Source organism: Pseudomonadota bacterium, assembly GCA_034660915.1.
Classification (GTDB): domain Bacteria; phylum Desulfobacterota; class Anaeroferrophillalia; order Anaeroferrophillales; family Anaeroferrophillaceae; genus DQWO01.
Window position 1 is genome coordinate 21950 of sequence record JAYEKE010000228.1, and the last position, 23195, is coordinate 45144.

Here is a 23195-nt window from a genome sequence, read left to right on the forward strand (position 1 = left end):
ACTGATGAATTCTCGAAAACGTTTGCTTTCCATCCTCCGCGGATATCCTTCCATATTACTTGCCTACTCGGGCGGAATTGACAGTACCTTACTCCTGGAGCTTTTGAAAGTACAGGCCGGTATCCGGTTCCAGGCGGTTTTCGTGGAACATCCAGCATTAACGGACAATGAACGGGATGTTGCCAGAGCTGAAATCGATACCGTCCAGGGGCAGGTAATATCGGTATCCCTGGATGAAATGCAACCTGTGTGGGAAGAAGACCGGGATAGACGATGTTATTATTGTAAAAAATTTATATTTTCACAGCTTCTAAACCTGGCTGAAAAAACGAAATTGGCAGTTGTTATTGATGGAAGTCATGCTGAGGATGACCCTGGTTGTCGTCCTGGAATGCGGGTTCTTGATGAGCTTGGGATAAAAAGTCCTCTGCGGGAAGCGGGGTGGAATAAACGGCTGATTCGAAAGCAGGCTAAGCTGATGGGGATAAAATCCTGGGACTGGCCAGCCCGGGCTTGCCTGGCTACCGGTATTGAAGGGCTGGTTACCCGGCGTAAACTGGAACAAATTAACCGGGTGGAGGTGTTTTTTCAGCAGCAGACTGTTGCTCCGGTGCGGATTCGACTTGAAGAAGGCCGCCTGAGTATTGGAACGTTGGCTTGTCATGGAGAAAAAATTGAGGGGTTGCTGCTAACTGTTGCATTTCATCAACTGCTGGATTCTTTAGGGCTGATACTGGCGGAGACTTACCAGCTTTCTGGTGGGGCAACACGTTGAATTGGTTTTGCGACTTTGTACGAAAGCATCAGTACTCAACTTTCTGATTTTTATTGCCAGGGATATATTGCCGGATGTTCGGGCATGGCTCGCGCTCATTCTCGCCGGCCGTCCATGGCCGGTTGTGGGGCGCGCTAAAGCAATGTACCAAAGGCGTCCGCCGCGAATCACAATGGGGGACAGTTTTAAAAACTGTCCCCAACCAGGTGGCCAATACCGCCTGCCTGTCGGCAGACAGGCTATGAGCCAAGCCCAAACATCCTTGGAGATTTATTTCAGCTGTTTTTAGAGTACCTCAGAAAGTTGAGAGCAGTATTGAAAGGAAATGAAAATGGATGAAAAATATTTACGCCAGCTCTTGGAGCGTTATCAGCAGGGAAGTTTGGATACCGACCAAGTGCTGGATACTTTGAAAGATCTTCCTTATCGGGATGTGGGGGTGGCCCATCTGGATACCCATCGCAGTTTACGCGATAAAATCGGCGAGGTTGTTTTTGCCGAAGGTAAGACTATTGAGCAACTGATTACCATTGTCCGGCATATGTTGGAACTACCGGGAAATATTCTTATAACCCGTCTGTCAGCGATGAAGGCAGACTTATTGTTGAAACATTTTCCTCAATCTGAATATGATAAAGAAGGGGAATGCTTGACGATCAAAAGGCATCAAATCGAACCATCCGGTCGTGGGGCTGTTTTGATCGTTACCGCCGGGACTTCGGACCTGCGGGTTGCCCGAGAAGCGGCAATAACGCTCGAATTTATGGGGCAGACTCCTGAGTTGTTGGTGGATGTCGGGGTCGCCGGTTTGCATCGTTTACTGGCTTATCGTGGTAAGTTGGATGCGGCTGCGGTTATTATTGTCATTGCCGGAATGGAAGGAGCATTACCAAGTGTGGTTGCCGGTCTGGTGGATAAACCGGTGATTGCCTTACCTACCAGCGTTGGCTATGGGGCTGCTTTTGGTGGTATCAGCGCTTTATTGGGGATGTTGAATTCCTGCGCTGGTGGCATCGGGGTGGTAAATATTGATAATGGTTATGGAGCTGCTTATCTGGCTGGATTGATCAATTGGCAGCTGTAGGTTGTCTCCAGCTGGTTTCCTCCCGCAAATATTCCAGCAGGTTTCTAAGGCTGGTGATGATTTTATCATGGGTGGGGGGCAACTCAACGGGGCTTAATTCGACCGTAAGCGGCCCCTGGTATTGTAAGTGTTTCAGTAAATAAAGAAACCGGGTGAGTGGCAAAAGCCCACGGCCGGGAAATAAATGCTCACGGCCATGGCCGTAATCGCTGAAGTGAATATTACGAATTCTACCAGTCTGGTAGAACTGCTTAAATCCAACGAGAAAATTCGGATTATGGGATCCGAGATGAGTTGTATCGAAAGTCATATAGAGATTATGTTTTTCGATAAAACTGGTCATATCTTCTGTCTTTCGGAGAATATTAGGGTTGAAACGGATCCTGTTGCCGACATAGGGCATATTTTCAATGGTAACGATAGTATTGTTGTTTTTTGCCAAGCGCTGGAAATCTTCCACTTTTCTGAACCAGCGCCAGAAAGTGAGCTCAGGGGGGTACCACAGGGGGGGGTGGAAGTTGACCAGAGGAATATTGAATTCGCCGGCTAGTTCGATGACTTTGATCAGAGTCTTGATTTGGTTTCCCCAGCCGGCAATTTTGAAAAATGGGGAATGAATGGACGATATCGGATGGATTTTCATCAGTTTTTCGATGATTGGTCGGGGATCCCGCTTCTCAAAAACCTGATTGATAATTAACTCAACCCCATCAAAATCACATTCCCGGGCAATATTGAAGATCTCTGATAGTTTTAAATGGTAAAGAGTTCCGGCTGACAGGGAGATGGAAATATCAGCTTTACCGGTGGGTGATGGGGCAGGCTGCTGCCCTTCTGCTGTATTTTTGGTTTGATTTTGATTGCTTTGCGGCATGAATAAAAATAAGCTAAAGATGTTAGGGTTACTTATTCATTATAGTAGCCGAATTGGGTGATTCATGTCAAATAGAATTGATGGCTGCAAAAAACTCCATCTTCTTTTTTATGCCATTTTAGTATCTTACTCCTGAAAACCTGTCACTCTTTTCAGTACCCCCTTGAGGGGTAAAAAAAACAAGAAATTCTTTTTAACCACCCATTCGCTACGCTCACTGGAGAACACGAAGAACACGAAGAAAAAAAGATTGCATCTTTGTGCTGCCGTGAGTTTTTTATCTTTTTTGACAATATGAATGATTTCACCATGAAGCTTGGTAAAATAAAATCTGGGTTGTGGGCGTAGCCTGCGTTAGGTTTAAAAGACGGCAGTTTTCAGATTTCGGTTGTGATCGGCAGACCATGAGCTGGATGTGAAATAAATTCAATGATAGCGGACAGTTAAAGTTTTATCTTACGAAAATTAAATGGATTATGTTTGACATTAGTGCCAGTAATCATTATAGATGTTACGTAGGTTAAAGTGCTGCAATGGTTGATTTTTACCAGTCAGGAAATCATATTTGGGGAGGTTGATAGATGTTTGGTATAGGCTTGCCGGAATTGTTAATGATCTTGGTGGTTGCTTTGCTGGTCATCGGTCCCAAGAAACTGCCGGATTTAGCAAAAACTTTGGGTAAAGGATTGGCGGAATTCAGAAAAGCAACCGATGATTTGAAGGATACGGTCTATCAACAGGAACCTGCGGATGAGGTGAAAACGGAAGAAACAGCCAAACAGCGACAAATAGCCAAGTTGCCATCATCTCCCACTATTGATGAAACAGTAAAGGTTGAAGAGAAGCCGGATGACCACGGATCAGCAAAAACCCCTGAATGATCAGGGGATGACCCTGACTGCGCATCTGGAGGAGCTTCGTCGGCGACTTATCGTCTGTGCCGTGGCCGTCGGTCTTGCTTTTTGCGCGACCTATTACTTCTCTAAGGAACTTTTTCGACTCCTGATGGCTCCCCTGCTAGCGGTTATGCCGCCTGAGCAGGGTCTGATTTTCACCGGGTTGCCGGAAGCTTTCTTTACTTACTTGAAAGTTGCTTTAGTCGCGGCAATCTTTGCTTCTTCACCGGTTATTTTATATGAAATCTGGAGGTTTATTGCTCCTGGACTTTTTTCCAGAGAAAAAAAATATATATTTCCTTTCGTGTTTCTCTCGACAATTTTTTTTGTTGGTGGTGCACTTTTTGGCTATTACGTTGTTTTTCCTTTTGGTTTTTCTTTTTTCGTCGGTTTTGCCACCGACTTTATTCGGCCCATGCCATCGGTAAAGGAATATTTTTCTTTTGCCACCAGAATGCTTTTTGCCTTTGGCGTCGTCTTTGAATTGCCTGTTTTTACCATGTTTTTGTCCCGTATCGGCCTGGTCAATCACAAGATGTTGAGCCGGCAGCGTAAATATGCTTTTCTCGCTGTTTTTATGGTTTCAGCGGTTTTAACCCCTCCCGATATAATGAGCCAGCTGATGATGGCTGGTCCCTTGTTAATACTTTATGAAATCAGTATTATTATTGCCCGCATATTTGGTAAAAAACAAACAGACGAAAAGCCGGAGAGTGAGTCAGCTGATCAAGATGATGATAAGGAGAAAACGAGATGATGAAACGGTGGTTCCGCTATGGTGTGTTGTTCATGCTTTTCAGCAGCATGGCTATGCTCTGTTCCTGTTTGTCTATCGCTGATGATTTGCGGTTTAATATTCAAATAGAATCCCTTGACGGCCTGAAACAGGGTGATCGGGTATACTTTAAAGATTATCCGGTGGGAAAAATTGAATCCATACGTGTTTCTAAAGATGGCTCTTTTATTATTAAGGTATGTATTCAGGATGCTCAGCGGGCGGCTGCTTTAAAAAACCATCTTTTTATTCTTGGCGATGATCCCGAGTTGCCCGGCAAGAAAGCCATTATGATTAAAAAGGGAGAAAAACCTTCAACCGTTCCCATCCATGAAGGGGAAACGGTAACCGGTTTTACCAGCCTGTCTTATTATCTGCAGAAGAATCGGGAGACGATCAGGGAAACAACAGAGGAGCTTGGTCAAACATTCGACCAATTTATCCAGGAACTCAAGGACCTTCCCCATTCGGAACAGTATCAGGAGATGAAGAAAAATCTGCAGGAATCTTTGGTAGAACTTCTGAAAGAAGGGGAGAGATACAAAGAGAAGCTTCAGCAGGAAGTTTTGCCTGAATTACAAAAACAGCTGGATGAATTCAAACAAAAATTTCAGGCGGAAAAACCGGAAACGGTTCCAGAAAAACCGGAGACTCAACCGGAGCGGCACAACCTGTAAGTGTATAGATTCATCAATAATGATCAAATGCATTTTTAACCTTGCGGTTCGATATATTCAGGGATCAAAATTATTTGGGGGCTAATCAAATATGGCAGTTTTGGTAAGACTGTATAATGATCTGCCAAAAGAACGGCTGCTGCAGCAAGTTGTCGAACAGTTCAATGCCGGCGGTTTGGCTGTGGTGCCCACCGATACCAATTATACCGCTGTCTGTTCTATTGATGCCAAGCGGGGAATTCAACGTCTCTATTCCCTGAAAACCGGTAAAAAACAGCAGCAATTTACGTTGTTCTGTGCTGATTTAACCGATATCAGTCGTTATGCGGTGGTAGACAATCAAGCGTACCGTTTAATGAAAAGCCTCATTCCCGGGCCGTATACCTTCATTCTTTCGGCATCCAGACAGGTTCCTAAAATGGTCATGGCCAAGCGCCGGACTGTTGGGGTCCGGGTGCCTGACCGACCAGCCTGCCAGGCATTAATTACCCGGTTGGGTACGGCATTGCTTGGGGTTAGTGCCCGGGATGAGCATGGGCAGATTATCGGAACTCCTGATGGATTAAACCGCCAATATCATAACCTGGTTGATTATTTTCTTGATGCCGGAGACATTGATTCAGAATCATCGACAATCATTGATCTGACCCATTCCCCACCGGAAGTAATTAGAGAAGGTAAAGGTAAAATCGACTATTAATTAGAGAGGGCAATATGGGTTCTTTAGAGAGTTTTTCTTGACTGGATGTAAATTATTTTGATAGACTTGCTAAAAATTTGGATTGCTTTTCCGAATGCTGTTGAAATCCTGTGGCAATAAAGGTTTTGAAACCGATACCCAGCGGGGGAGTGTAAGCTGATGAAACATATGATGAAAATTGTCATGTTGGTTGCTATCGGAGTCCTGGTTTTTCTGGGGATAAATGCTGCCGTTTATTTTTCTCCTGAGGTTAAAGCCCATCAAAGGGGAGTGCTGGTGAACCTATATGGGAAGCATAAAGGGGTTCAGGCTGAAGAAATATTGCCGGGAAAATACCTCTGGTTTTTATCGGGATATGACCCTCTGACCCAGAGGATACTTATTGTTGATATTGCTGAATCGAATCTAGAACTGGTTAAAATGGGGACAGCTGAAGAGAAAACAGACGATGAAATGAGTAGTGTCACGCTTGAAACCAAGGATAGCGAAATTATTCATGCCGATGTCAGCATCTGGTACCGGGTTTTGCCAAAGCAGGCTGATGTTTTTGTGGCAGCGGTGGCACCTGGCGATATCATTAGCCTGATAAGTAATACAGCCCGTTCAATTATTCGTAATAAATCCGGTTATTTTGAAGTTGAGGATATTTTCAGAGGTCAGGTGAAGGAACAGATTATTGATTTGTCAAAAAAAGGCATGAATGAAGAACTGAATAAACGGGGTATGGAGGTAGTCTCCATTGAGTTCAAAAAATTGGTGTTCAGTGATGAAATTGTTGCTAAATTGACCGAGAAAACCCTGTCGGCAAAAGATATTGAAATTAACAAGAACAAAACCCTGGCAGCCATTGAAACGGCCAAAAAAATAGAAGAGGAAGCCAAGGGGATTAAACTAGCCAATATTCAGAAAGCCGAAGCTGAGAAGCGCAGTATCGTTCTGGCTTCGGAAGCCCAGATGGTGAAAGCAAAAAACAAGATGGAAGCCGACAACATGCAGGCCAATGGTATCCTGGCCATCGGGAAAGCTGAGGCTGAATCCAAAACACTGGAACTGAATGCGTATGGTGGTAATGGTGGAGAGCGCTATATGCGGATTAAAATTGCTGAAGCCTTGGGTGACGGCATGTCAAATTGGGAAATCATTCCTGAAAATATGAATATAACCGCAATTGCTGAAAATTTTAATAAAGCGATAAATGTTGGACTGCCTGCCGCGCAAAATACTAAGGGGAACACAACAAAAAAATAGGCTGCTTTTCAGGGCAGCCTATAAATTAACCTTTATTTAGCCGGTAGTGCTTTACTTGTCTTCCAAGTCCAGTTCCAGGTCAAAAATCTGATCATCTTCTGTCAGCGTTATGACCTTTTCATGGTCATAGTCTTCTGAACTTTCACCCTTTTCTTCGGCAATTTCCATGTTAAGCTCGGGCAGTTCCTCTGCTGAAATATCAGCTTTTTCCTGGAGATTCAGCTCTTCGAGCTGCTCATCGCTGGGACTGAAACCGGTTGTGATCTCCTGATCTTCTTCTGTCTGTACCGACTCGAATTTGATGTCGTCTTTTTCTTCAACGACCGAGTCCTCATCCTGGAGGTTTTCCATGCTGCCCAGGCCTTCCAGGGGCGGCAAACTGTCCGTAGTGCTGCTGACGGCAATTAATTCATCTTCTTCCTGCTCCCCGCTATCTGCCAGGGATGCTTCTTGATCGGCGAAGGGGTCGGTTTTTTCTCCGTAAATCGTTGAATCCTCCACTATGCTTTCTGCTTCTTGATCAGCTATTTCATTAATATTTACGAATGGTTTGCTTAACTGCAAGTTAAGACGTTTTTTAACCTCATCCATAAGTTGGCCGCATTTTTTGCATTCAGTCAGATAATCAAAGCTGGTATAGTTGCATTTTGGACATTTCATGGTTGACCTCATTCAGGCAAAAATTGAGAAAAATGCAGTGAGAAAGGGCGATAATTTCCTTTTGCCGCCCTCCGGTTCTCACTGTGTTCGTCATTTTCTCGGAATTTCTTAAGGTTTTTTTTATGGCCCGCAGAATGAATTGCCTGGTTTTATCAATTCCGGGTCAAATGGCGATATTTGATCCGATGCGGCTGGTTGGCTTTGGCGCCGAGACGGTTTTTGCGATCAGCTTCGTATTCGGAATAATTGCCGTCAAACCAGACTACCTGACTGTCACCTTCAAAGGCGAGAATATGAGTGGCAATACGGTCCAGAAACCAGCGATCATGGCTGATGACGACCGCGCAGCCGGCAAAATTTTCTAAAGCCTCTTCCAGGGCTCGCAGGGTGTTGACATCGAGATCGTTGGTCGGTTCATCAAGGAGAATGACATTGGCTCCTTCCTTGAGCATTCGGGCCAGGTGGACCCGGTTGCGCTGGCCGCCCGACATCTGGCCGACCTTTCTCTGCTGTTCGGAGCCGGAAAAGTTGAAACGGCCAACGTAGGCACGGGAATTGACCTCGCGATCTCCGAGTTTTAGCGTGTCCTGACCGGCGGAGATTGCTTCCCAGATGGTATCTTCCGGGTTCAGGTCATCGCGGTTCTGGTCGACATAGGCCAGTTTGACGCTTTCGCCAAGGTGGATGGTTCCGGTATCAGGTTTTTCCTGGCCGGTGATGAGCTTGAAAAGGGTGGTTTTTCCGGCCCCATTGGGCCCGATAACCCCGACAATACCGCCCGGCGGCAAGGCAAAACTTAGGTTTTCAAACAGCAGTTGATCACCAAAGCCTTTACTCAATTTTTCGGTTTCAATGACTACTTTGCCAAGCCGCGGGCCGGGTGGAATGTAAATTTCGAGATTCTGAACTTGTTCCTTTCCTCCCTTTCCGAGCAGGTCTTCGTATGACTTGATCCGGGCCTTGGCCTTGGCATGTCGTCCTTTGGGGGTCATGCGAATCCACTCGAGTTCGTGCTGCAAAGTCTGGCGCCGTTTTGATTCTTCTTTTTCCTCCTGGGCCAGCCGTTTTTCCTTTTGTTCCAGCCAGGAGGAGTAATTGCCTTTCCAGGGAATGCCATGGCCCCGGTCGAGCTCCAGAATCCAGCCGGCCACATTATCGAGAAAATAACGGTCGTGAGTAACCGCGATAACCGTGCCTTCATAACGCTGCAGATGTTGTTCGAGCCAGGCCACGGTTTCGGCATCGAGATGGTTGGTTGGTTCGTCAAGCAAGAGGATGTCAGGTTTTTTGAGCAGCAGGCGACAAAGGGCGACGCGCCTTTTTTCACCGCCGGAAAAAATTTTGACAACCGTTTCCGCCGGCGGACAGCGCAGGGCATCCATGGCCATTTCAAGACGGGCGTCAAGATCCCAGGCATCGAGATTGTCGAGCTTTTCCTGGACTTCACTTTGCCGGGTAATCAGTTTGTCCATCTCGTCATCCGACATCGGCTCGGCAAATTTTTCATTAATCCGGTTGAACTCTGCCAGCAGGTCAACGGTTTCCTGAACTCCCTGTTCAACTATCTGGCGAACCGTGAGTTCATCGTCGAGCACAGGTTCCTGCTCCAGCAGACCGACCGTCAGGCCGGGAGCGATCGAGGTCTCACCGTTAAAATCTTTTTCGACTCCGGCCAGAATGCGCAGGAGGGTGGATTTGCCGGAGCCGTTAAGGCCAAGAACGCCGATCTTGGCGCCGTAAAAATATGAGAGGCTGATATCTTTCAAGACCGGTTTATTATCGTACTGTTTGCTGACCCGCATCATCGAATAGATGATCTTGTCAGGGACATGGCTCATGGAATTTCTCCTGTCGATGTTTCTTGATTTGTTTCAAAGCTTCAATGACCTTGCTGGCTTCTTTTTTATTTAATCTCTCTATATCTGGTTTATGGTAATATTTCATCAGAAAATTACGGCAGTGGGGAGGACTCCAGTGCAATTCTTCAAACAGATGCTGAATAAAGAGTTTCTGTCGCAGTGTGAGGCTATGGGGATTGAGACGATAATGGCTGCTGCGGGTAAAATATCGCATCAGGCGGCGAAAGCCGGCATTATCCAGCTCTTTGGCCGAACTGACGCCGGCCGCCATCTCCAGGATATCTCGGTACTCCTCATCGGAGAGACCCAGTTCCCGTTTAACGATATGGATGACGGCCAGTTTTTTATGATCAATCATGTTGACAGTCTCTCCGCGGATCGATTATGTTTTATGGTAAATGAACGGTGTATAGTGTATGGTGTACGGTACAGGGTTGTAGGGTGTAAGGTATCAGAAACCGTGGTAAATATTCGGGTACTCTTCAAATTGTCTCAATGTGGGGACAGAATTCAATTCTGTCCCCGTGCGAAGCAGGGCGAAGCAAAGGTGCAAACCAGCACGATAAGCAGGCGAAGCGTTTATGTGTCCCCCATTGTGATTCGCGGTGGACAATCGGGGACATTGCTTTAGCGCGCCTCACAAGCCGGCCTGTCTGCGTGCGGCACGCACAGGCAGGCCATGGACGGCCGGCGAGAATGAGCGAGAGCCATGCCGGTACATCCTTACCATCAAAGTTATTACGAGTAAAAATGAAAAAGATCATCACCACTGAAAAAAAACCGATCATGCTCTGGTTGGATGATATCGAGCCAGGGGCTTTTGCTCAGGTTCAAAACCTGGCTAACCTGCCTTTTATCTTCAAGCATGTTGCCGTCATGCCTGATGCACATCTCGGTTATGGCATGCCGATCGGTGGGGTCATGGCCTCGCCTGACATGGTAGTTCCCAATGCTGTCGGAGTTGATATCGGCTGCGGCATGTGCGCCGTTAAAACTTCGTTGACTGCCATCGCCACGGACCGCTTGCGTCAAGTTATCGGCGAAATTCGCCGGTCCGTGCCGGTCGGCTTCAAACATCACCAGAGGATACAGGACCCGTCCCTGATGCCGAAGCCGGTCGGCTATTCACGGAAAGATCTGCCGGTTATCTCGCGGGAATATGAAAATGCCTTGACCCAGCTTGGTACCCTGGGAGGTGGCAACCATTTCATCGAAATTCAAAAAGGTAACGACGGTTTCATCTGGATTATGATCCATTCCGGTAGCCGCAATATCGGTTTCAAAGTTGCCAACTATTACAACCGCCTGGCAATCGATCTGAACCGCCGTTGGGGCTCAAAAATTCCCAAACAGTGGCAGCTCGCCTTTCTGCCCATTGACAGCGAACCCGGGCGGAAATATATCAGCGAAATGCGCTACTGTATTGATTTTGCTTATGCCAACCGTAAATTTATGATGGAGCGTGTTAAGGCTGCTCTGCGAATGTACGCGGCACCGGTATCTTTTGATCCGCTGATCAATATTGCCCATAACTATGCCGTTATGGAGAGCCATTTTCATCAGAATGTCATGGTCCATCGCAAGGGAGCCACCCGGGCCCAGGAAGGCGAAATCGGCATTATTCCCGGTTCCCAGGGGACGCCGAGCTATATTGTTCGGGGTAAAGGTAATCCTGAGAGTTTTTCCTCCTGTGCCCATGGGGCCGGACGCCGGATGGGCCGTAAGCAGGCCCAGCGTCAGCTTGATCTCGAACAGGAGCAGAAAAGCCTTGACGACCAGAACATTCTCCACTCTATTCACAGCCGCAGGGATCTCGACGAAGCGGCCGGAGCCTATAAAGATATCGATAAAGTGATCGACAACCAGATCGACCTGATTGAAATCCTGGTCGAGCTAAAGCCCCTGGCGGTTATCAAAGGATGAAGGTTTTTACCAACCACTCCAATAGCCGATCAGTCCAACCATCAAACCAACGGAGAAATTAATTCCCTTGATTCGCAAAAAGTCCAGGCGGGATTCCGCCAGTAGGGGTAGCATGCCGTGCCCGTCTTGAACGATCGAACTGGCAAAGAGGACACTGAAGGGGATGGCCCCTTTTGTAAACAGGGTAAGAAAAATTAAGTGAGGTCCTGATTCCGGAATCAATCCCACGAGACAGGCGATCACCAGCATGACCAACCGGTTTTCCTGCATCCACCCTGCAAGGTGAAAATGATCCACCAGCAGGTGCATGAGCAGCAGGGCTCCGAAGGTCCACAAAAACACGCGAGGCACGTGAATCTTCGCCACGTGTTTCCAGAGGTGTTCTTCCAGGAAATGGTCCGGTACGGTGACAACAATGAACAGTCCTATCCCGGAAGTCAAAAGCAGGGTTGCTTTGATCCAGTTCCAGGCTGGTGGCCCCAGTTGGCCACTGAACAGACCGAAGGTGAACAGTATCAAGGTAAAAGATAGCACGCCTCGGGCAAGGGTGCAATGTCGCCAGTTTTCTATTATCTGCTGCCGGTGAAAACAGTGGTTGAGCTCTTCTTCGTGAAGATTGAATTCGTGGTCGAAGGCGGCCCATTGAGTTTCTTTTTTGCTGAACAGCACGTCAGTCAAAATCCCAGCCACAATGCCAACCAGCAATAAGCTAAGAAAAATAAAAACGGCGGTCCCGGGAATCATGGAGAGCATGACGAATGATTCGTCACCGCTGGTGGCGATCATGGCCGCGACCACCGCTCCCAACGAAACCACCCGGTGGGAATAGAGAGATACAACCGCAAAAGCTCCCAGACAGCCAGGGGTGGCCCCCAGAAAAGAGGCAAGCAAGTACTGTTTCCAGCGACTGCCACGCAGTCCCTGCTGCCAGACTCCCGCAGTAAGCACATTTAAGTATTCGATCACCAGCATCATCACAAAAACGAAGCCAGTGATCATGAGGGCATGGGTGAGGATTTCGCAAAAAAACTCAATCATATCTTCTATGCGGTATACATTGTTAACTGGACAGAGCTGATACTCTCCGGGTTCCCCCAGCCCATATCACTCAACAGGCTCTGAATAAAATCCTTATTCCCGCGTCATTTTGGCCCCGCACTCAGGGCAATTTCTCTCATAGCACGGTTTCCCAACGACATGAGGAAGCTTATAACCGCATTGCGGACAAACACACTGCCCTCCAGGACCGGCAGCCTGGGAGCCGCCCATTTGTCCTTTTCTTCGTTGGCCGCCTTGCGGCGGTCCCATTCCATCACCTCTAGGCATGATATCCTCCTTCATTGTTTATGTTTGACAGCGTTTGAGCAAGTAATTCTAATAGTTTAGTGAACCGTCTGGGTAAATGTTCGACTAACTTTAATAATAACCAACTGTGATGTAATATTCAAGAAAAACGTACTCTTTTTTGCAGTTTGGGCTGCCGGATTGTTTTTTCTAACATAGGCACAGAGTTGCAAGGAGGTGTATTCGATACGAAGTCGTCAAACTTGAGCAAGGTATTGGACAATGGCAATAGCGGCAATGGTAGCGGTTTCAAGGCGTAAAGTGGTGGAGCCGAGGCTTATTGTCCGGCAGCCGTGTCCGCTTAAAAATTCGGTTTCTTCCGGGGAAAATCCGCCTTCCGGACCAATAATCATGAGTACTTCCCGGGTACGGGCCAGGGCCGTGGCCTGAGTTGAAATTCCTTCTGCAGCCGGTCCATGGAAGAGAAGCTTAACAAAGTTTTTTCCGCTTGGCAAGTTCAAGGATGTCAAGGGAATAGGATGTTTGATCTCAGGCAGATATGGATTGCCACACTGTTTGATTGCTTCAAGGGCTGTTTTCTGCCATTGGATAAGCTTACGTTCTTTATCCCGGCTTGCCGGCAGTTGTTTGACTGAATAGCGGCTTTCCAGCGGGATAATCTTCCTGATGCCCAGCTCGACCGCCTTCTGGATGATGAAAGTAAATTTTTTCCCCTTGGGGAGGGCCAGGGCCAGGGTGATAGAGGGGAAGTTTGGTCGGTAGTGGTGGTGGCTTTCCACTTCAGCCTGAAATGAATTGGCAGTTGCATCAATGGTAACTATTCTGCCAGTATACTTGCCGCCTTGACCGTCAAGAAAATGAATCAGGTCACCTGTTTTTTTTCGCAGTACGGTGATGAAATGGCGGTATTCATCCCGACCAAAACTGGCTGTGGTGGTTGAAATCTCTCTGGTATAGCTGAAATTGGCCATGGGCGACATGGTTTATGTGGAGGTTTGTGTAGATGAAAGATTCAGCGCCGCAAAGAGATCGTATTCATGCACCTGATTGATTCTGCTGGCAGCAATTTTACCTGGCTGGGCAAAACCCTCGGTGACATAGGTAATTCCATCAATATCAGGGGCCTGAAAAGCTGTTCTTGCCTGGAGCAGAAATTCGGACTCGAGGCTTTCGCCTTCCATCAATAGAGGTATACTTTTGCCGATATATTCCTGCAGGTGTCGGCTGGTAATCCGGCGCTGACAATCCATTATGGCCCGGCATCGCTCTTCTTTAACGGACGCTTCAATTTGGGCTTCCATCATGGCGGCTTTGGTACCGGTTTCCGGCCAGTAAGAGAAACAGCCAAGATAGGTGAAATGCCCTTCGCCGATGAAATCCAACAGGAGTTGGAAGTCACGGTCAGTTTCACCCGGGAAGCCGACAATCACCGTGCTCCGCAGATGAATAGTTCGTTGCAGTGCGCCCAATTTATAAATGGTTTCTTTGATGGTTTGAGAGCGGCCATGGCGGTTCATGCGTTTAAGGACGGAATCGCTTATATGCTGAACAGGCAGGTCGAGATAGGGACAGATTTTCGTTTGCTCTCCCAGCAAATTTATAAGCTCATCACTGACCTTTTCCGGGTAGGCGTATAAGAGGCGAATCCACTCCAGCCCATCAATCTTATTCAGTTTTTTCAGCAACTGAACAAGGTCAGGCCGGCCCGGAAGTTTCTGCCCGTAAGCGGTTATATCCTGGGCGATTACATTCAGTTCTTTGACGCCGGCGGCGGCAAGTTCAATCGCTTTGCGAGTCAGTTCGGCCGGGGGGAAACTGGCCTGTTTCCCCTTGAGTTGGGGAATTATACAGTAGCTGCAGTGATTGTCACATCCTTCAGCAATTTTGAGATAGGCGGTATGTGGTTGGCTGGTGATTTGCGGCAGACCACAGGTATTCTGGTAGTCTGGCGGCGATACATGAAGTTTGGCCGGTGATTTGCCCTGGAAAAGTTTTAGTAAAAGTGCTGGAAGTTTCAAAAAGGCTGAGGTGCCGAGGGCCAGATCAATTTCGGGAATCTGTTTGAGCAATTCCTGCCCATAACGTTGGGGCAGGCAGCCCATGACTACCAGGTAGCGGCAATATCCATCCTGCTTACGCCCGGCAATCTCCAGGATAGTATCCAGTGATTCTTCCACCGCCGGCTGGATAAAGGCACAGGTATTAACAATGATTGTTTCAGCTTCATCTATCTGGCCCACAAGGGGAAATCCATCGCCGGCCAGCAGGGACAGCAACTGCTCGGCATCCACCTGATTTTTCGGACAGCCCAGGGTGATAACCGCGGTCTTCGGCAGTTGAATCATCCGCTAACGGTTACTTTTTCCAGCCATCCATAGGTGTCAGGCAAGAGGCCATATTGAATCCCGGCAATATGGTCGAAAAGACGTTGGGATAAGGCGCCGACTTTGCCGTCATTGATCTTGAATGCCTGCTGTTGATATCTCAGCTCACCCACTGGTGAGATAACCGCTGCCGTGCCGGTTCCAAACATTTCTTCCAGTTTTCCGTTACTTGCTGCCGTCATGACCTCATCGATGCTGATGGGGCGTTCAGCGCAGGGGATTCCCCATTCTTTGAGAATCGCCAGGACAGAATCGCGGGTAGTTCCCGGTAAAATGCTGCCGCCTAAAGGAGGAGTGATAACTTCTCCGTCAATCTTCAGCATGATATTCATAGTCCCCACTTCTTCCAGGAGTTTCAACTCCTTGGCATCAAGCCAGAGAACCTGAGTATAGCCCTTTTCCTGCGCTTTTAAAGCCGCCAACAGGCTGGCAGCATAATTTCCCGGTGTTTTAATGTGGCCAATGCCTCCTTGTGACGCCCGCACAAATTCATCTTCCACCAGGATCTTTACCGGGTTGAATCCTTCAGCATAATAGGCCCCCACCGGTGATAAGATGATGAAAAACTTGTAGGTATGGGAAGGCCGGACGCCAAGAAAATTATCGGTGGCGATGATAAACGGCCTGATATAAAGAGCAGTTCCTTTCTCATTGGGAACCCACTGATGATCAATTTTAAGCAATTGTTTTAGTATTTCAAGGATAAAATCCGGATCGATCTGGGGGATACACAATCGCCCGGCGGATCGGTTAAGCCGGGCAAAATGGGTCTGGGGGCGGAAAATGCCGATATTGCCGTCTTCCAGGCTAAAGGCCTTCATGCCTTCAAAAATAGCCTGGCCATAATGAAAAACCATCATTGCCGGTTCAACACAGAAAGGAGCATAGGGTTCAATGCGTGGATGGTGCCATCCTTGTTCCTGGTTGTAATCCATGACCAGCATGTGGTCGGAAAAAAGCTGGCCGAAACCCAGTTTGTCAGCAGTTGGAATCGGTTTTTTCGTTGAGTTGCGGGATATACTTAATTTTTCCATGATGTATTTACTCCTTGATAAAAATAGTCATTTCATGACGGGCTATAGCAGGTTTCACTTTTCTTGACAAGGCGCAAAATGCATGACAGGTAAGTGCTGAACGGCATTTCTTTTTATTTAATGGTTGTGAGTTTTTACAAAAACTTCAAGGTGGGAGTATGGGCAAACAAGTTATAAATCATCCATGGCAGCTGTTTTACGGGGAAGCGGTGGTGCTGCAGCGGCAGCTGCGGGAACGGGTCATTGTCGCCGACCAGGATAACTGGCCGCCGGAAACTGTGGCTGGGGCCGATATCTCTTATGACCGGCGCCACAATATGCTCTTCGCTGCGGTTCTGATATTTTCTTATCCGGATTTAACCCTGATGGCGGTGGAACAGCAATCAGCCGTGGCTTCTTTTCCTTATATTCCCGGACTGTTGACCTTTCGTGAGGGGCCATTGCTGGCTGAAATTCTGCATCGCTGTCCCCGCCTGCCGGATCTGCTGGTCTGTGATGGCCAGGGTATAGCTCACCCTCGTGGTTTAGGGCTGGCTGCACATCTGGGCGTTCTTTTTGACCTGCCAACCATCGGTTGTGCCAAAACCAAACTGGTGGGAGAATATAAACTGCCAGGGTTGGAAAAGGGAGCAATGAGTCCATTGCGGAAAACGACCGGGGAGCTTTTCGGCATGGTAGTCCGGACTCGGGAGCGGGTTAAGCCGGTTTTTGTTTCGCCGGGTCACCTTATAAGTGTAAAGCGGGCAGCCATGATGGTGCTGAAACTTTCTACCCGCTATCGCTTGCCGGAAGTTACCCGCCAGGCTCACCAGTATGTTAACCGGATGCGCAAAAAATGGCTGGCAGAAATAGAACGGCCAGTACCATCAGCGTGATCAGTTTCCCTGGATGAGGATTTTATGCTTCAATAAATCCATCTCTTTGATGGAGGCATTGAGGGTTAAACTGTCTCCAAAAAGGCCGGTTAGTTCCAGGGAGCCATCTTCCATGGGGGTGATGAGAGAAACATCCTCCATCACCATTTCTTCAGTTCCATTTTCTTTTACCAGAAAAGCATTCGATTGACACATGATAACCTCCGTGAAATTTGTGAATTCTTAAGTAAATCTAACATACTGCTTTACCAATAATCAAGCTGCAATTTGAGCTGAAATCCACCTTTTTGATTGACATGGTAGCTGAAATAATATATCGAAACCCAGTTCTACTTACATTTTTTTATCCACATCTTAACAGTTAACGTAAAGTGTTAATTAGGAAAGGGGCTGGAAGATGGCTTTGTGTTTTGATTTGGCGGAAGAACAGGAAATTCTGCGTAAAAGTGTGCGCTCTTTTGCGGAAAAGGAGATTGCGCCGGTAGCGCAGGAATTAGATGAAGCGGAAGAGTTTTCCCTGGAATTGACCGGGAAAATGGCGGATCTCGGCTTGTTTGGCATGTTTGTATCGCCTGAGTACGGCGGTTCCGGTCTTGATTATGTATCTTATATTATCGCCGTTGAGGAAATTGCCCGGGTTGATGGTTCGCAGGCTGCTACTGTAGCCGCGGGAAACTCTCTGGGGATTGGGCCGATCAATTACTTTGGTTCCGAAGAGCAGAAGAAAAAATGGCTGCCGCCTTTATGTTCCGGGAAGATGCTGGCAGCTTTTGGTTTAACCGAGGCCAATGCCGGTTCCGATGCCGGGAATTCAAAGACCAATGCCGTATTGGATGGCAATGAATGGGTTATTAACGGTTCGAAAATCTTTATTACCAATGCTTCCACCCCGATTACCGGGGTTATTGTGGTTCAGGCTGTTACCGGTACCAGGCCTGATGGTCGGCCGGAGATGAGTTGTATCCTGGTTCCTGCCGATGCTTCCGGGTTGGATTGCCGGGTTATGCACAAAAAAATGATGTGGCGGTCATCCAATACCACGGAGATATATTTTGATGACTGCCGGGTGCCAAAAGAAAACCTTCTCGGTAAGCAGGGTGCTGGTTTTCATATGATGCTGTCGACTCTGGATGGTGGGCGTCTCAGTATTGGCGCCATGGGCCTGGGTGGTGCTCAGGGGGCGTTTGAAAAAGCTTTGCGTTATGCCAATGAACGGCAGCAGTTTGGCCGGCCGCTGATAGATTTTCAGATAACCCAGTTTAAGCTGGCGGATATGGCGATGGAAATTGAGCTGGCTAGGAATCTGCTTTATAAAGCCTGCTGGTTGCGGGATCATGATCGGCCGTTTTCCAAGGAGGCCGCCATGGGCAAGCTTTATTGCTCGGAAACCATGGGTAGGGTGGTTAATCACGCGGTTCAGATTCATGGTGGTTACGGCTTGATGAAAGAATATGATGTTGAAAGATTCTATCGGGATCAGAAACTGCTGGATATTGGTGAGGGAACATCCGAGGTCCAGCGAATTGTTATTTCACGATTATTGCAATAATGGTAAATCCCTATGAAGGCCTGCCGGAGGCGGTTACCATCGTTGAAGTCGGTCCCCGGGATGGTTGGCAGAATTTGTCGGAATTTATTCCCACTGAGCAGAAAATTGTCCTGATTAATGCACTGTCTGCCTGTGGTTTTGCCGAAATTGAAGTAAGCTCTTTTGTCAGTCCGCGGGCCATCCCTCAACTGCGGGATGCCGATCAGGTTTTTGCCGCTATCGACCGGGTACCGGGAACGGTCTACTCGGCCCTGGTTCCCAACCAGCGGGGCTTGAAACAGGCACTCACTGCCGGGGTTGATAAAGTGGCGTTTTTTATCTCGGCCAGTGAAACCCATAATCGGGAGAATATCGGCCAGAGTATCGCTGAAACAACGGCAGATATTGAAGCGATGTTGCAGAAGGTTCCGGCCTCACTGGGGGTCAGGGTTTCGATTTCCAATGTTTTTGGCTGTCCCTATGAGGGCAATGTTCCCGTTAACCAGGTAGCCGATCTGCTCAAAAAAATCATTGCCTGGGGAGTTGAAGAAATAACCTTATGTGATACTTGGGGGGTGGCAACCCCCGGGGAGATTTTTTCCTTATTGAAATACCTTGATGATCAGGATATCAAAAGTGATTTTGGTCTCCATCTGCATGACAGCAGTGGCCGAGCTCTGGCTGGGGTGATTGCCGGGTTGCAGTGGGGGATAACCCGTTTTGACACTGCCTTAGGTGGATTGGGCGGTTGTCCTTTTGCCCCGGGTGCAGCCGGTAATCTGGCTACGGAAGACTTGGTTTTCTGCCTGGAGGAAATGGGTGTGAAAACCGGGATATCTCAGGATTTATTGCTTCGGGCTGCTAATATGTTAGAGAAAAACGTCCATCATCTGGCCAGTCACATGATACCTTTTTTTCGGGGTTGTCAATCATCCTGACGGCTTGAATGATGTAGCCTGTAGCATTTTTTAATCATCAAACGGTTTAATTAGTAGATGTAAGATATTGTGATAACAGGATAAAATTATCAACATGGAAGGATGAGCTTATGTCAGAGTTGATTTTGACTGAAAATCGAGACGGTGTGTTGTTGTTAACTTTAAATCGACCCCAAAGCATGAACTCGCTGAATCGGGAGTTGTTGGCTTCCCTGGCTGAAGAGGTGAAGGCGATTGCTTTTGATCCTGCCGTGCGGGTGGTGGTTATTACCGGCGCCGGAGAAAAGGCATTTTGTTCCGGCGCTGATTTGAGAGAGCGGGCCACCATGACCCCGGTTGAGGTGAAGCAGTATATTTTTAACATCAGAAACACCTTTACCATGGTTGAAAATCTGCCTAAACCGGTTATTGCTGCTGTCAATGGTTTTGCTTTTGGCGGGGGAACGGAACTGGCGATGGCATCAGACATCAGGATTGTCTCCCCGACAGCAATAATGGGGCTTACTGAAACCAGCCTGGGAATTATTCCCGGAGCTGGAGGGACCCAGAGATTGGCCCGTCTGGTGGGCAAGGGAAAGGCCAAGGAACTGGTTTTCCTTGCCCAGCGGCTGAAAGCAACGGAGGCCATGGAGATCGGTCTGGTAAACCGGGTGGCAGCCGAAGGCAAGCTGCTTGATGAAGCCATGGAAATGGCGGCCAGGATCAAGCAGAATGCTCCTGTTGCCTTGGAAATGGCTAAGTATGCGATTAATTATGGTAGTGAAATTGACCTTGGTTCCGGCTTGGCGTTGGAATCAAACTGTTATGCGGTAACTATTCCCACCAAAGATCGTCAGGAAGGATTGCTGGCTTTCCGGGAAAAGAGAAAACCGGTCTATACCGGAGAATGAGATGTTTGAAATAAATAATTGTTCTTGAGGATGTACCGGCATGGCTCTCGCTCATTCTCGCCGGCCGTCCATGGCAGGCTCCAAGGCGTCCGCCGAGCGAATCACCTCGTGTGATTCGTTCGGCGGCCAATACCGCTATGAGCCAGACCCGTACATCCAGGTTGATCGCTCCACCAGAGTAAAATAAGTGAAAATACGCAGGATAAACACAAAAACTTAAAAACAGGAGAATAACGACCATGGCAAAACATGATCTGTTTGAAATCTTTGAAAGAATGCCCAAAAGAGTTAATATTGGCGATATTACCATTCGTGATGGTTTTCAGCATGAGGAGCATTTTATCCCCACGCGAGCCAAAGCCTTCTACCTGCACGAACTGGCTTTTGCCGGGGTGAAGAAGATGGAGGTTACCAACCTTGGCAATCCCCGGAATATGCCCCAGTTCAACGACGCTGAAGAACTGCTGAAAAGTGTGCACAGTGATATTTTCAAGAAACGATTGGCGAAACGGGGCATTGATCACAGTGAAATCGAATGGACCTGTATTACCATTCGTGAGAGCGCCGTGGATCGGGCCATTGAACTCAAAGAAAAGGGCTATGGCCCCGACCGGATTCTGATGATGGTTTCCACCGATGAACAGCACCATTTTGCCAACTCCGGCAGCACATTGCCGGCTTATTGGAAGGAAGCGGAGCGCTGCATCAAAAAATGCCATGATGCCGGTATAAAGATGTGTGGTACCGTCAGCACCATCTGGGGCAGTCCCATCTCCGGCCCCACCAGGTTTGAGGACGCGGTGGAGTTTACCAAAAGGTGGCTGAGCATCGGTGCTGATGATATTGAGCATGCTGATCACGACGGTTCGGCGCCGCCGGATAAAGTGTATCGCTATTTTTCCATGATTCTCGATGCTCTGCCCAACACTGATCTTCATGTGGCTCATTTTCATGTTACCCGGGGCTGGGGTAACGCCAATGTTCTGGCGGCTCTGCAGGCTGGAATTACCAATTTTGAAGCGACTATCGGCGGCACCGGCGGTCAGCCGGCTAATTTTGTCGATGGCGTGCCGGGTCTGGGTACCGGGCAATACTACTATAAAGACCCCAATGTGGTGGGACTGTCAGTTCTGGAAGATATGCTGGTGATGATGGATGAAATGGGTATTGATACCGGCATCAATATCGACCGTATACTTGAACTGGGCACCATGATGGAGAAAACTATCGGTCGCCGCCTGCGTTCCGAAGCTATCCTCAACGGTCGGATTCCCAAGGAAGTACGTACAGATTTCAAGCGGCCGAAACTGCCGATTACGAAAGAAAAGAACGGTGAAAAACCAGGACAGCTGATCCCCGAGGGCTGGCCGGCAGAGGCTGTTGTGCCACCGGAAATTTCCGGTCTTAAATAATAAGTCTCAACTTTCTGACTTGATTGCCAATGACATATTAACAGGATGTTCGGGCTTGGCTCATAGCGGTATGAGTAATAAGTTTTATCTTCTCCCCGGCTGTTGTTTTTGCTTTTTTTTCTTTGCAACAACAGCCGGGGGTCGATCCTGCGTTTTTCACCTCTGCTGACAGCCCTTTTTTACCGCAAAACTCCCTCGCAAAAAGGGGAGAATATGGTCTAGTTCAATCAACCGGGCTGCCCCCTTTTATTTGCTAAAATACTTTTTAGATTACTTGGCTAAACCAGATATTTCCTTAAAGATAAAATTCTTGACAACCATTGTTGGCTTGTATACAGTCGCCAATTGATGGGGTGAATAATGTAAACTTTGAAAGTATGATTATATCAATTTTCAGGGGAGAAATTTTTCTATAAATTACTTGACAGCTTAAAGAGATATTAGTATACAGTATACAATCTATTCAATCTGTTGTGAGCTGATTTGCAAGTTGAATTATTCAGGTAGGGATTTCCCATGCGTGAAGTAAATGTTGAACAAATTACCAGGACCGTTGCTGACCTTTGTATGGAAGCCAATTATTATCTCGGTGATGATATGTTGGCAATTTTGGAAAAGGCTGTTTTGGTTGAGGAATCGCCAACCGGGCGGACTATTTTAGAGCAGTTGCAGGAAAATGCTACCATTGCGGCTGACGATCAGGTGCCTATTTGTCAGGATACCGGATTGGCGGTAGTTTTTCTGGAATTGGGGCAGGATCTGCATGTCATCGGTGGTGATCTCGAAGCAGCCATTAATGAAGGGGTCCGCCGGGGATATGAGGAAGGTTATCTGCGTAAATCATCATGTCATCCATTTACCCGGAAAAATATCGGCGATAATACTCCGGCAATTGTCCATTGCCGGGTAGTTCCGGGCGAACAGCTGAAAATAACCATAGCTCCTAAAGGCGGCGGCAGTGAAAATATGTCCAAGGTGGTGATGCTGAAACCTGCCGATGGCATTGCCGGGATCAAAAAACAGATGGTTGAGTGGGTCGAACAGGCTGGTGGCAACCCCTGTCCGCCGACCATTGTCGGCGTCGGGATTGGCGGTACTTTTGAACGTGCTGCCCTGCTGGCAAAAGAATCATTGCTGCGTGAGGTGGGGAGCAGTAACCCTGATCCTGAACTTAACCAGCTGGAGAAAGAATTGCTGGAGGAAATTAATAATCTTGGGGTTGGTCCCCAGGGTCTTGGCGGACGGGTGACCAGTTTTGCTGTTCACGTTAAAATGTTGCCTTGTCATATTGCCAGTCTGCCTTTGGCGATCAATATTCAATGTCATGCCGCCAGGCATAAGGAAGCGGTGCTGTGATT

The 23195-nt window shown here is 47.8% G+C and carries 26 protein-coding genes; 16 read left to right on the forward strand and 10 right to left on the reverse strand.

Going from position 1 to position 23195, the window contains the following annotated elements; genetic code table 11:
* Nucleotides 1–4 precede the first annotated feature (4 nt).
* The 3 genes from U9P07_12465 (at nucleotide 5) to larB (ending at nucleotide 1859) form a co-directional block, all read left to right on the forward strand.
* Nucleotides 5–775, forward strand: coding sequence for a hypothetical protein (locus U9P07_12465; GenBank protein MEA2110217.1), 771 nt, complete (start codon nucleotides 5–7; stop codon nucleotides 773–775).
* 74 nt (nucleotides 776–849) lie between these two features.
* Nucleotides 850–1020, forward strand: a complete 171-nt coding sequence (locus tag U9P07_12470; protein ID MEA2110218.1) for a hypothetical protein — start codon at nucleotides 850–852, stop codon at nucleotides 1018–1020.
* Nucleotides 1021–1106: 86 nt separating this feature from the next.
* Nucleotides 1107–1859 (forward strand): nickel pincer cofactor biosynthesis protein LarB, encoded by a 753-nt coding sequence (larB, locus tag U9P07_12475; GenBank protein MEA2110219.1) that lies wholly within the window; start codon nucleotides 1107–1109, stop codon nucleotides 1857–1859.
* Here the strand turns inward: larB and U9P07_12480 are convergent.
* On the reverse strand, nucleotides 1843–2733 hold the full coding sequence (locus U9P07_12480) for a sugar phosphate isomerase/epimerase (protein ID MEA2110220.1): 891 nt from the start codon (nucleotides 2731–2733) through the stop codon (nucleotides 1843–1845). The two genes, larB and U9P07_12480, sit on opposite strands and share 17 nt — an antisense overlap.
* Nucleotides 2734–3314: 581 nt before the next feature.
* Between U9P07_12480 and U9P07_12485 the strand changes: the two genes are divergently transcribed.
* The 5 genes from U9P07_12485 to U9P07_12505 all read left to right on the forward strand — a co-directional run bounded on the left by U9P07_12485 (nucleotide 3315) and on the right by U9P07_12505 (nucleotide 7029).
* Entirely contained in the window at nucleotides 3315–3614 is a 300-nt protein-coding gene (locus U9P07_12485) for a twin-arginine translocase TatA/TatE family subunit (protein ID MEA2110221.1), read from the forward strand.
* Complete coding sequence (gene tatC / locus U9P07_12490; GenBank protein MEA2110222.1) at nucleotides 3583–4386, forward strand: twin-arginine translocase subunit TatC; 804 nt, start codon at nucleotides 3583–3585, stop codon at nucleotides 4384–4386. Before U9P07_12485 ends, tatC begins: the two co-directional genes overlap by 32 nt.
* Nucleotides 4383–5081: a hypothetical protein gene (locus U9P07_12495; GenBank protein MEA2110223.1), complete on the forward strand. Its 699-nt coding sequence runs from the start codon at nucleotides 4383–4385 to the stop codon at nucleotides 5079–5081. The genes tatC and U9P07_12495 overlap by 4 nt, the downstream gene beginning before the upstream one ends.
* Nucleotides 5082–5172: 91 nt before the next feature.
* Nucleotides 5173–5781 carry an L-threonylcarbamoyladenylate synthase gene (locus U9P07_12500; protein ID MEA2110224.1) on the forward strand — a complete coding sequence of 203 codons (609 nt, stop codon included), beginning with the start codon at nucleotides 5173–5175 and terminating at the stop codon, nucleotides 5779–5781.
* 159 nt (nucleotides 5782–5940) lie between these two features.
* Complete coding sequence (locus tag U9P07_12505; GenBank protein MEA2110225.1) at nucleotides 5941–7029, forward strand: SPFH domain-containing protein; 1089 nt, start codon at nucleotides 5941–5943, stop codon at nucleotides 7027–7029.
* 51 nt (nucleotides 7030–7080) lie between these two features.
* Here the strand turns inward: U9P07_12505 and U9P07_12510 are convergent, their stop codons facing one another.
* The 3 genes from U9P07_12510 to U9P07_12520 form a co-directional block, all read right to left on the reverse strand.
* Nucleotides 7081–7689, reverse strand: coding sequence for a hypothetical protein (locus U9P07_12510; GenBank protein MEA2110226.1), 609 nt, complete (start codon nucleotides 7687–7689; stop codon nucleotides 7081–7083).
* A gap of 152 nt (nucleotides 7690–7841) precedes the next feature.
* Nucleotides 7842–9527 (reverse strand): energy-dependent translational throttle protein EttA, encoded by a 1686-nt coding sequence (gene ettA / locus U9P07_12515; GenBank protein ID MEA2110227.1) that lies wholly within the window; start codon nucleotides 9525–9527, stop codon nucleotides 7842–7844.
* Nucleotides 9511–9906, reverse strand: a complete 396-nt coding sequence (locus U9P07_12520; GenBank protein ID MEA2110228.1) for a phage protein GemA/Gp16 family protein — start codon at nucleotides 9904–9906, stop codon at nucleotides 9511–9513. The genes ettA and U9P07_12520 overlap by 17 nt, the downstream gene beginning before the upstream one ends.
* Before the next feature lie 392 nt (nucleotides 9907–10298).
* On the opposite strand from U9P07_12520, the gene U9P07_12525 reads away from it, so the two are divergent.
* A complete protein-coding gene (locus tag U9P07_12525) occupies nucleotides 10299–11471 on the forward strand; it encodes an RtcB family protein (GenBank protein ID MEA2110229.1) in 1173 nt (390 codons plus the stop codon).
* Between the two features lie 6 nt (nucleotides 11472–11477).
* On the opposite strand, the gene U9P07_12530 is transcribed toward U9P07_12525, so the two are convergent.
* From U9P07_12530 to U9P07_12550, 5 genes are all read right to left on the reverse strand, one after another.
* Nucleotides 11478–12509, reverse strand: a complete 1032-nt coding sequence (locus U9P07_12530) for a putative manganese transporter (protein ID MEA2110230.1) — start codon at nucleotides 12507–12509, stop codon at nucleotides 11478–11480.
* A gap of 104 nt (nucleotides 12510–12613) precedes the next feature.
* Nucleotides 12614–12787, reverse strand: coding sequence for a hypothetical protein (locus tag U9P07_12535; protein MEA2110231.1), 174 nt, complete (start codon nucleotides 12785–12787; stop codon nucleotides 12614–12616).
* 225 nt (nucleotides 12788–13012) lie between these two features.
* Entirely contained in the window at nucleotides 13013–13747 is a 735-nt protein-coding gene (locus tag U9P07_12540) for an RsmE family RNA methyltransferase (protein ID MEA2110232.1), read from the reverse strand.
* A 12-nt stretch (nucleotides 13748–13759) separates the two neighbouring features.
* Nucleotides 13760–15121, reverse strand: a complete 1362-nt coding sequence (gene rimO, locus U9P07_12545) for a 30S ribosomal protein S12 methylthiotransferase RimO (protein ID MEA2110233.1) — start codon at nucleotides 15119–15121, stop codon at nucleotides 13760–13762.
* Nucleotides 15118–16194: a branched-chain amino acid aminotransferase gene (locus U9P07_12550; GenBank protein MEA2110234.1), complete on the reverse strand. Its 1077-nt coding sequence runs from the start codon at nucleotides 16192–16194 to the stop codon at nucleotides 15118–15120. The genes rimO and U9P07_12550 overlap by 4 nt, the downstream gene beginning before the upstream one ends.
* A gap of 158 nt (nucleotides 16195–16352) precedes the next feature.
* Between U9P07_12550 and U9P07_12555 the strand changes: the two genes are divergently transcribed.
* Nucleotides 16353–17069 carry an endonuclease V gene (locus U9P07_12555; GenBank protein ID MEA2110235.1) on the forward strand — a complete coding sequence of 239 codons (717 nt, stop codon included), beginning with the start codon at nucleotides 16353–16355 and terminating at the stop codon, nucleotides 17067–17069.
* Here the strand turns inward: U9P07_12555 and U9P07_12560 are convergent, their stop codons facing one another.
* Nucleotides 17070–17264: a CooT family nickel-binding protein gene (locus U9P07_12560; GenBank protein MEA2110236.1), complete on the reverse strand. Its 195-nt coding sequence runs from the start codon at nucleotides 17262–17264 to the stop codon at nucleotides 17070–17072.
* Nucleotides 17265–17472: 208 nt separating this feature from the next.
* Between U9P07_12560 and U9P07_12565 the strand changes: the two genes are divergently transcribed.
* The 6 genes from U9P07_12565 (at nucleotide 17473) to U9P07_12590 (ending at nucleotide 23193) form a co-directional block, all read left to right on the forward strand.
* Nucleotides 17473–18618 carry an acyl-CoA dehydrogenase family protein gene (locus U9P07_12565; protein MEA2110237.1) on the forward strand — a complete coding sequence of 382 codons (1146 nt, stop codon included), beginning with the start codon at nucleotides 17473–17475 and terminating at the stop codon, nucleotides 18616–18618.
* Nucleotides 18618–19535: a hydroxymethylglutaryl-CoA lyase gene (locus U9P07_12570; protein MEA2110238.1), complete on the forward strand. Its 918-nt coding sequence runs from the start codon at nucleotides 18618–18620 to the stop codon at nucleotides 19533–19535. The genes U9P07_12565 and U9P07_12570 overlap by 1 nt, the downstream gene beginning before the upstream one ends.
* Before the next feature lie 110 nt (nucleotides 19536–19645).
* Complete coding sequence (locus U9P07_12575; GenBank protein MEA2110239.1) at nucleotides 19646–20425, forward strand: enoyl-CoA hydratase-related protein; 780 nt, start codon at nucleotides 19646–19648, stop codon at nucleotides 20423–20425.
* A gap of 40 nt (nucleotides 20426–20465) precedes the next feature.
* Complete coding sequence (locus tag U9P07_12580) at nucleotides 20466–20612, forward strand: hypothetical protein (protein MEA2110240.1); 147 nt, start codon at nucleotides 20466–20468, stop codon at nucleotides 20610–20612.
* 52 nt (nucleotides 20613–20664) lie between these two features.
* Entirely contained in the window at nucleotides 20665–21837 is a 1173-nt protein-coding gene (locus U9P07_12585) for a pyruvate carboxyltransferase (GenBank protein MEA2110241.1), read from the forward strand.
* Nucleotides 21838–22353: 516 nt separating this feature from the next.
* The gene (locus U9P07_12590) at nucleotides 22354–23193 is read left to right on the forward strand and encodes a fumarate hydratase (protein MEA2110242.1); all 840 of its coding nucleotides are present in this window, start codon (nucleotides 22354–22356) and stop codon (nucleotides 23191–23193) included.
* Nucleotides 23194–23195 lie beyond the last annotated feature (2 nt).